Annotated in this window: 5 protein-coding genes and 2 pseudogenes; all 7 read right to left on the minus strand. The window is 59.9% G+C overall.

Going from position 1 to position 7,187, the window contains the following annotated elements; translation table 11 throughout:
- A pseudogene (locus BLP82_RS31810) lies at positions 1-149 on the minus strand (cell wall hydrolase); the annotation flags it as partial.
- Positions 150-209: 60 nt separating this feature from the next.
- Complete coding sequence (locus BLP82_RS29650) at positions 210-671, minus strand: hypothetical protein (RefSeq protein WP_092177091.1); 462 nt, start codon at positions 669-671, stop codon at positions 210-212.
- On the minus strand, positions 671-1,729 hold the full coding sequence (locus tag BLP82_RS31815) for a hypothetical protein (RefSeq protein ID WP_256576691.1): 1,059 nt from the start codon (positions 1,727-1,729) through the stop codon (positions 671-673). Before BLP82_RS31815 ends, BLP82_RS29650 begins: the two co-directional genes overlap by 1 nt.
- Positions 1,730-1,742: 13 nt before the next feature.
- Complete coding sequence (locus BLP82_RS29660) at positions 1,743-2,417, minus strand: hypothetical protein (protein WP_092177094.1); 675 nt, start codon at positions 2,415-2,417, stop codon at positions 1,743-1,745.
- Positions 2,418-2,736: 319 nt separating this feature from the next.
- Entirely contained in the window at positions 2,737-6,342 is a 3,606-nt protein-coding gene (locus BLP82_RS29670) for a TipJ family phage tail tip protein (RefSeq protein WP_092177100.1), read from the minus strand.
- A 54-nt stretch (positions 6,343-6,396) separates the two neighbouring features.
- On the minus strand, positions 6,397-6,984 hold the full coding sequence (locus BLP82_RS29675; RefSeq protein WP_092177103.1) for a tail assembly protein: 588 nt from the start codon (positions 6,982-6,984) through the stop codon (positions 6,397-6,399).
- Positions 6,981-7,187, minus strand: a pseudogene (locus BLP82_RS29680) (phage tail protein); the annotation flags it as partial. The gene BLP82_RS29675 and the pseudogene BLP82_RS29680, both read right to left, overlap by 4 nt.

Here is a 7,187-nt window from a genome sequence, read left to right on the forward strand (position 1 = left end):
CCCTCGCCCCACCACGAGCGGTCCCTGCCGTCGTTCACGCGGTTGCGGATGGTCCAGGCCACGGCGATCTGACCGGCCAGGCCTTCCCCGCGGGCCTCTCCCCACAAGGTGCGAGCCAGGATGTCGCGATCCCTTTCGGAAACAGTCATAGTTTTTCTCCAGGCAAAAAAAATCCCGCTCGTTGGCGGGTGGTAAATTGGGGGTGCGGCCTACGCGGGCAGGTTCAGTGACGGGAGTCCATTGAGAAACTCTTCAACGCCAGGCTGTGGCCGGTCGCCAGACAGCACTAGGTTGACCTGCTCATTGGCGTAGGCCCACACCAGGCTGCGCCAAGCGCGGAACGCTTTCCCTTCGTTCTGGAATTTCTCCACCGTGGGCTCCTCTGCGTAGCTGATTGCGGTGAGTAGGTTGTCATAACCAGCTTCACGCGCTTTCTCGTCCATGAACACCTGGGTCTGCCATAGGAGCTCAACCTTGACCTCGTCCGGGGTCGGCTCAGTTGGCGGGGGCTGAACAGGCTCCGGTGGGTGCGTCACACTCAGTCCGCCGTCGACGGATACGACCTTTCCCTCCAATATGCCTGCCAGCGCCACGGCGTATTGCTCCTCCGTGATCTCAATACCCCCATCGATCCAGTCGCGGCTGATGGTCCCATTGGCTGCATACGGCATCACAAAATCCTCATGTAATAGGTTGCGCCGATGTTTTTGGGGCGAGTCTCGTTGTCTGTTCGAACAACAGCGGAGGCGTCGAAGTACGTGACGTCTGAAGACAAGTTCGCTCCCAAGGTGGCAGAGGTCCGCGCAGCAGAAGCGCCCGCGCCCGTCGCCGTCGAAAAAGCACCTGCCCCTACCGGCACCGGTGCCGAACCGTCGCTCAATCGCCGCAACTGGAAGTTACCGGTAATGTTCTGCAGGGCGTCGTTTTGCTTGACCCGTGGGCTCCCGGCGCGAAGAAAGCTTCGCTCGGTATTTATCAGCGCCACGGTAGCGCCGTTGAATATGCTTCCCGCTAGGCTGATAACGGCCGTTGCTTCCACCAGGGGAGCGGAACCACTCACCGTTTCGCTGGTTAATAGGCCGGCGTTGTAGGTGTCAGACGCAGTGAGCTTGATGTACTTGTAAGTCTTGTTCTGTGGCGGTGTGTTGCCCGCTGTATCGAACATGATCGGCAACGGGATGCCCAGCGGCTGAAACGCCCAAGGGTCGATAGTGTTTCCGCCGGTACCGCCCTGGGCAACACTCAGTGGGGTGGTGAGCCCGATCAGTGATGTGATGTCAGAGTTTGCCCCTGACTTCGCCGCGACCAGGGTTGTACGGGCGGTGCCGTGGTCTGGGTCATTCAGCAGCCCCTGAATGAAAACGGAGAGATCCGTGATACCGGTGCCTCCCTTGCTCGGGGGCAAGATGTCGTAGTTGCCGGTGGTCTTCAGTGCTGCCAGCTGAGCGCCATAGGTCGTAACAATCGCACGCAAGGCATCGGCGGAATCTTTGACGTAGCCTTGCATTGGCGCCAGCGCATAGCTGCCACCAGATGCAGTCGAACCGATGTAAGCAGGGTCGATAGAGATCGCGGTATTGCTCGCCACGTTGGTAACTTCATACCAACGCCCATCCGGCCCGCGAAACGCATCGCCGACTCGGCAGTTCACGATGAAAGCCGTGCCTGTGCCTGTTACAGCATTGGAATTCAGGGTGACGGAAACCGTCCCAGTTTTGTACCAGGGCATAGGAAGTTGTCCTTTATAGTTTTGCGAATACTGCTGGAAGGAAGAAGGCGAATGGGTTGCCAGAGCCAACTGTCAGCGCGTATAGATTCCCGCCGGAGAAGTCCCACCAACAATACAAGGATCGATTAAAAGGGGCGTCATTCAACATCGGCATGCTGAATGTATTTAATAGCATGTACTCACCAACCGGAAAGTTGAAATCTACTCGGTAGTAGTTGCGTGGCAATCCTTGGGCTGTAGTGTCGGTTTTTACATATGTCCAATTTTGGAATGAGCGTGTGAACCTGGCATAGGGTGTATCACTATCGAATAACAGCTTTGAGCTACCATCCCATATCCGCATTCCATAATTTGCAAGAGCCATGGCAGCAAAGCCACAAGCAAAATAAGCTCCATTGGGTTGCAGCGTGTTCTCGTCATAAGCGCGAACATAGAACCCGGTCCACGCACCCGGCGATCCGATCACGCGCATCAGGCACAGGCCGGCAATGCCAGTGCTTCCTGCAGGCCGGATAAAAACAAGCGGTGGTTCCTGACTTGTTATCGTTCTAGGGAATGAGGTGACCGATCCAAGTCCAGATTCTTGCGTTGGCTGGTATGTTCCTTTTGCGAGAACGACGAGACGAGTAAACTCGGAGTCAACTGTCACAACATTGCTATTATTTGTGAACTCAAATCCATATGCCATCAGGAAAACCTTATTACAATTAGACGCATTGTCGAGCTGGTCGTACTGCTAAATTGCTCCCTTCCTCGAATGTAGCTATAGACCCTGACCGCGTTATTGATAACTTCGGTCTCAAGCTGCATATCGGTGCTTACGTTATAATTCCCAATCGGAACCACAAAAGCCGAGCAATTGGTTGGAGTGATCCCGGGGACCGATATCGTCTGAAAGTTAGCAGAGTTGGACCCTGTCACAACCCCGCTATATACGACCCGCATTGTGAAAGATGTTTCGTCAAGGGTGAGATTTCCATTCTCGTCCCATATCCTAATTCCGAAACTCATGCCGAAAGATCCCCCCACTGGTAGCGCTTGGCGCCGTTCTCGTCGTAGACCTTCCCTCCTCGGTTATTGATGGTCTGGCGACCTCCGGTCCCCACGGTGCTGTTGAACTCAAATTCGCCAGTGACGAAGTTGATCTTCAGGCCAGACTGGCCTGCAACGTAGTTAGCCGATTGAATGCTTTGGGTAAGCTTCGCGACACCTATGGAAGCGTCCTGGATGAAGGCGGAGTTCATGAATACCTGACCACCCTGAACCGCAAACGGAACCGAAATAGCGCCGCCTGCGATGGTGTTGACGATGGCGAACCGGTCGGCACTCACCAGGAACTGGCTTTGCAGGCCTGCCGCCGTGTTCTCGATGCCCAGACCAATGCCAGCGGCGACATACTGCCCGCTGGCAGTCAGCTGCATCTTCACAGACCACATAGTGTTCAGCTTGCCGCTGGTGTCCGCGTAGGCCGTTGCCGTCTGCTGGATTGCTGCAGCGTTCGAGCCGACCGTTGCAGTCAACTGGTCGATCTTCGTCGATGTGGCCGAGTCATTCGTGGCCACCACCTGCTCGAGCGTGGTCAGGTTCGCCGCGTTCTGACCGATCTGGACATCAAAGGTTGTCAGCCTGCTGGCCGTCGCCTCATTCTCAGAAGCCCGAACGCTGGTTTCCTGAGCGATAGCCGCCGTGCTGGTCCAGCCCTTGATGGCGTCGGCCAGGTCCCCTTCCCCGTTGTCATCGCGGTACGAGGCGCGCAATGCTTCGAAGGACGTGGCCTGGGCGGTGACCAAGCCGTCCAGTTCGACAATCTCGGCGGTATTGGTCGCCACCTGCTGCGCCAGGCCGTTGGCCGTCTCGACCGACTGCCCGACATCAATCCAATAGGTGGTGTTGGGCGGTGGCGTGTTGATCGGAACCGGGATTTTCGCCTGGTAGATGCGACCGTCCTCGACCACCATCTGGCCCACCTCATAGGGCTCATCCGGCTCGTAGGCCGACAGCCCATCGAGCGCATCGATCTGGGCCTGGAGGCCTGGGATCTTCTCGATTTCACCCCTCAGCTCTTCGCTGAGTTCGGTTTCGCCAATCTGCCCGGCGATCAGCTCGAGGATTGGCCCAGCCTCCGAACTGGCCTGGCCCAGCACACCATTGCCGACCGGGTACCAAGGGCCGATGTTCCCGGTTCGGTCCACCAGGCGCGCCCAGAAGAAGAACGACGCCCCCGCCAGCAGGCTCTGCATGCTGTAGTCGCTCTGGGGATATGCCAGGTCGGCCAACTTGGTGGCGTTGTCCAGGACGTTGGTTGGGCCGTACCAGATCTCTGTCCGCTGGGTATCCTCGGCGCCAGCAGGGAAGCCCCACTTGAGGCCGATGCCGAACAGCAGCGACGTTGCCGTCAGGTGGGTGACCGCCGGCGGCAGCCCGGTCTTCCCTTCCAGGTCGGTCAGCGCCGAGGTGGTCGGGATGGAGGAAACATTCATTGCGCTGACAGCGCGCACCCTGGCCATGTACTGACCGGAGTAGATGCCGCGAACGTCCACCAGCAGCTCGCCCGTGCGCGGAACCTTGATCCATTCCCGGGCGCCCCACCGCCATTCGACGTCATAGCCCACAGCGCCAGGCGCCGCATCCCAGGCAATGGTCATGGCCGTGACGGCGATGCCCTGCTCGATGACCACGTGCTGACTGATCAGCACCCGGGCCGGGGCATCCTGGGTGCCGACTGGAATGCCACTGATCGGCCGAGGATCGACCACGGCGCCGTTGTCGATGAAAGGGAACTTGCTCGGTTCGTGCTGAATAACTTCCAGCTGGTACTGGTGCCACTCAGGCCGGGTGACGTTGCGAACGTAGAACTGCATGACCTTCAGATCGTCGAAGTCGATCACCCAGCCGCATTCAGGCTCGGGCACTTCGCTGTAGTTCGCCGCCACGGTTACGGCCCGGCCAGCCACCGAGCTGATGACTCGGGCCTCAGACTTGCCGCTGGGCAGGTTGAGGTAGAGCCGCGCACCGGTCGGGATGGTCACGTCACGGTCAAGCGTCACGACCCGCCCGGCGACGGACGAAACACGCCCACCATTCGCTCGGCCGGCAAGCATCGGATCGCCCACGGCAATGATCTGCCCGGGTTTTGGGATCCCACCGTCCAGGCCGACCCGGAACGTAGCGCCTCGGGTTTGCAGCTGCTCGGTCATCAACGCCCATTGACCGGCGCGCTGCGTCTGGCCCAAGGAGGTAGAGCCGATCGCCTCGACGCCCAGTTCTCGGACAGAGCCCAGCTCGCTCAGCGCCTCGTTATCGAACACCGGCTCCTTGTCGGTTTCGAATCCTTGGTCGGGGTTGTCCCAGGACACCATCGCTACGGTGTGGCGATCACGCCAGCGGGTGCCGTCGTACTTGATGGCACCGTTGTTGAGTATCTGCGACGGGCTATAGCTGAAAACTGGATCGCCAGGCATATCGGCATTGACGACGATCTGGCTGCCATCCCAGTAAGCCATCCCGTGGAAGATCGAGGCCAAGTCCTGCAACACCGCGTAGGCCTCGGCCTGTTTCTGGAAATACAGGTTGCAGGTGAAGCGAGGCTCCTGGCCACCCTTGCCGTCGGGAACCATCTGGTCGCAATACTGGGCGATCCGGTACAGGGACCACCGATCCACCATGGTCGCGTCGATGCGCTCGCCCAGGCCGTAGTACGGGTGCAACACCAGGTCATAGAAGATCCAGGCAGGGTTATTGGTGTAGGCCTCCTTGAAGGTGCCATCCCAGATCCCGCCGCTGGTACCGGCGCCGGCTGTGGCGTAGGTCCGGGTCTCAGGGTTGTAGTTGGTCGGCACACGCACGATGCGCCCGCGCATCAGCACCGCAATCTTGGCGATATCGCCGCCGAACTGCTGGGCGTCGTATTCGATGCAGCCTACTGACGTCAGCGGGTACTCTTGGTCGCTGTCGACCAGCTCGGCGACAGCCTCGACAAACATGCTGTCCTGTACCAGCGAACTGTTGGCCTCTGGCGTCAGGCGACGCGCGCGCAAAGTCCACTGATTGCCGTCGGGCAGCTCGATCCGGTGGGAGCGCTCGTACTTGGTGACGTTCTTGCGGTCAACGAAGGATGTCAGCACCGTGACAAAGGGACCGTTGTCGGTCGAGACATCCACGGCGTATTCAATACGGACGCCGTTGATATTGCCGCTGGCGTCCTGGCTCTGCAGCGTGGGCCAACTGAAGCGCAAGCGGGCCGCATCAATCATGGCGTTGTTGATGCTATGGAGCCACGGGGTGGTGGTGCGCAACTCCTGGCCGACGGCAATTTCGTTGCTCGACTCGGTGACGCCCGCCAGGCGTTCCTGGTTCAGCTCGCCGGAACGGAACTGCCATTTCACGCCTGGATAGTTGATGGTGCCGTCCTGGGCCTGAATAGGGGTTCCGTCGAGACGCACGGAGCGGAGCCCATCCACTGGACCCACAATGGGCCCCCAGCTCCAGATGTAGACCAACCTGGCCGTGGCCAGGGAAGGAACGCTGTTGGAAGCGATGCTCGGCTGCTTCGGTTTCGATTGGCCGCCCTTTGCCCCCCTGACAGCCCTGGCCTTCTTCGCAACTGCGCTCATGCGCTCCTCCAAAATGCAAAAACCCGCCGAAGCGGGTTGGGTGTTACCAAAAAGTCAGATGTTGTCCTGGGTGTAGATCCCCCCGGATTCGACGGCGCCGCCGATCTCCCGCTCCCCATAAAGCAGGGGGTATGGGTTGCCCTGGGCGATGGTCGTCACGGCAGAACCGAAGCCATAGCTTGGGTTGTTGCCGTCTTCGTTCTTGTCCGCCGTGTTGGCTTTCGTGGTGGGTGACAGCATCTGCACCACGCCGCCCATCGCAACGCCAGCGCCGGCGACGAGCAAGCCCATGCCAAGGCCGGTGGTCGTGCCACCGGTGAAGAGGCCGGCCACGATCAGCGCCACGCCCAGAACCGTCTGGAAGATGCCCGCCGACTTGCTGCCCTGGATGATGGGCATGATGCGGATGACCTCGGCGCCAGCGCCTTTAAGGTCGAGCTCCTGCTCGCCGATGTTGCGCTCATCGATAAACACCGCGAACACCAGGCCGCGCTCCTCTGCGGTGCGCAGGAATTTCTCGAACCCAGGCTTCATCACGCACAGGGCATTCATCGCATCCCGGAACCCGTGCAGGTCCAGGCGGTACTGGCGGCCGAAGCGCTTGCCCAGCACGCCGCCCAGTTTGATAGTGGTCATGGTCATGGCCGGTAGTCCTTGTGCCGTAGGATCAATTTCACCCGGTTGGCCATGGACCAGCCGTAGACCTCCCGTGCAGCCAAGCGCCCGGGCATGTGGTGGTAAATGAATGGTCCCGATCCGCCCAGGGCCGGCGCCGGCTCGCTGGAAAGCGATGGGTCATCGCCCAGGTAGATCGCCGCGTGGTTCGGATGGAAGCACGGCCGGCC

Origin of the sequence: Pseudomonas sp. NFACC37-1 (assembly GCF_900101575.1) — a bacterium.
GTDB lineage: Bacteria > Pseudomonadota > Gammaproteobacteria > Pseudomonadales > Pseudomonadaceae > Aquipseudomonas > Aquipseudomonas fluorescens_AA.

Coding starts and splice junctions, on each gene's coding strand:
- BLP82_RS29650 (WP_092177091.1), bottom strand. CDS start 671: ATGCCGTATGCAGCCAATGGGACCATCAGCCGCGACTGGATCGATGGG.
- BLP82_RS31815 (WP_256576691.1), bottom strand. CDS start 1,729: ATGCCCTGGTACAAAACTGGGACGGTTTCCGTCACCCTGAATTCCAAT.
- BLP82_RS29660 (WP_092177094.1), bottom strand. CDS start 2,417: ATGGCATATGGATTTGAGTTCACAAATAATAGCAATGTTGTGACAGTT.
- BLP82_RS29670 (WP_092177100.1), bottom strand. CDS start 6,342: ATGAGCGCAGTTGCGAAGAAGGCCAGGGCTGTCAGGGGGGCAAAGGGC.
- BLP82_RS29675 (WP_092177103.1), bottom strand. CDS start 6,984: ATGACCATGACCACTATCAAACTGGGCGGCGTGCTGGGCAAGCGCTTC.